We start from the raw sequence: 1,023 nt of genomic DNA on the forward strand, positions 1-1,023 counted from the left end.
GATGTCCTGGTCCGTCATGACGATGCGATTACGGCGTTGGTTTCGGTCCGGTCGTGGGTGTCCTCGGGTGAGGCGCTCTCTGCCGGCACGGCGGATGGTATGCGTGCGGTGGCACCGCGGGCTGTGCTGCACAACTTTTATGGTTCGACTGAGGTCACCGGTGATGGCACGGTGGCCGTTGTCACCGGCGATGTCTCGATCGGTGTTCCGGTGGCGAATATGACGGCGCGTGTTCTTGATGCGTGGTTGCGTCCGGTGCCGGTCGGTGTGGCGGGTGAGCTTTATCTGGGTGGGGTGCAACTCGCGGATGGGTATGTGGCTTCTGCGGGCTTGACCGCTGGCCGGTTTGTGGCTGATCCGTTCAGTGACGGCGGTGCGCGGTTGTATCGCACCGGCGATGTGGTGCGGTGGAACTCCCGGGGGGAGTTGGAGTACCTCGGTCGTAGTGATGATCAGGTGAAGATCCGCGGGTATCGGATCGAGCCCGGTGAGATTCGTGCCGTCCTCGAGCAGCACCCGGCGGTGTCAGGCGCCGTGATCACCGCTGTGGAGCATCCGGCCGGCGGAAAATATCTTGCCGCGTATATCACCACGAGCAGTACCACGGATGTGGTGTCGTTCGATGTGCTCCGTGAGTATCTGGCGCGGTCGTTGCCGGATTACATGGTCCCCACGACCTTGACGAGCTTGGACCGGTTCCCGGTCACGGCGAACGGGAAACTGGATCGCCGCGCGTTGCCGCGACCAGAGCTGACCGCGGGTGCGGCCGACGGCCGGGCACCGCAGACCGGCACCGAGATCGCTCTCGCCGGTATCTTCCGTGACGTGCTGCACCTCGACGACGAGACCGATCTCGGTGTCGACAACGACTTCTTCCGCCTCGGCGGACACTCACTACTCGCCACCCGAGTCGTCGCGCGCGCCAACGCCCTGCTCGGCACCGCACTCACGCTCCGCGACGTCTTCGACCACCCCCGCATCGGCGAACTCGCCCACATCGCCGACACCACCACCACCACCACC

At 64.9% G+C, this 1,023-nt stretch carries 1 protein-coding gene; it reads left to right on the top strand.

What is annotated here, in order from left to right:
• On the top strand, positions 1-1,023 hold a 1,023-nt coding region (locus QSK31_RS48490), incomplete at both ends, for a non-ribosomal peptide synthetase (RefSeq protein ID WP_285691993.1).

Source organism: Actinoplanes sp. NBRC 103695 (genome assembly GCF_030269485.1).
Classification (GTDB): Bacteria; Actinomycetota; Actinomycetes; order Mycobacteriales; family Micromonosporaceae; genus Actinoplanes.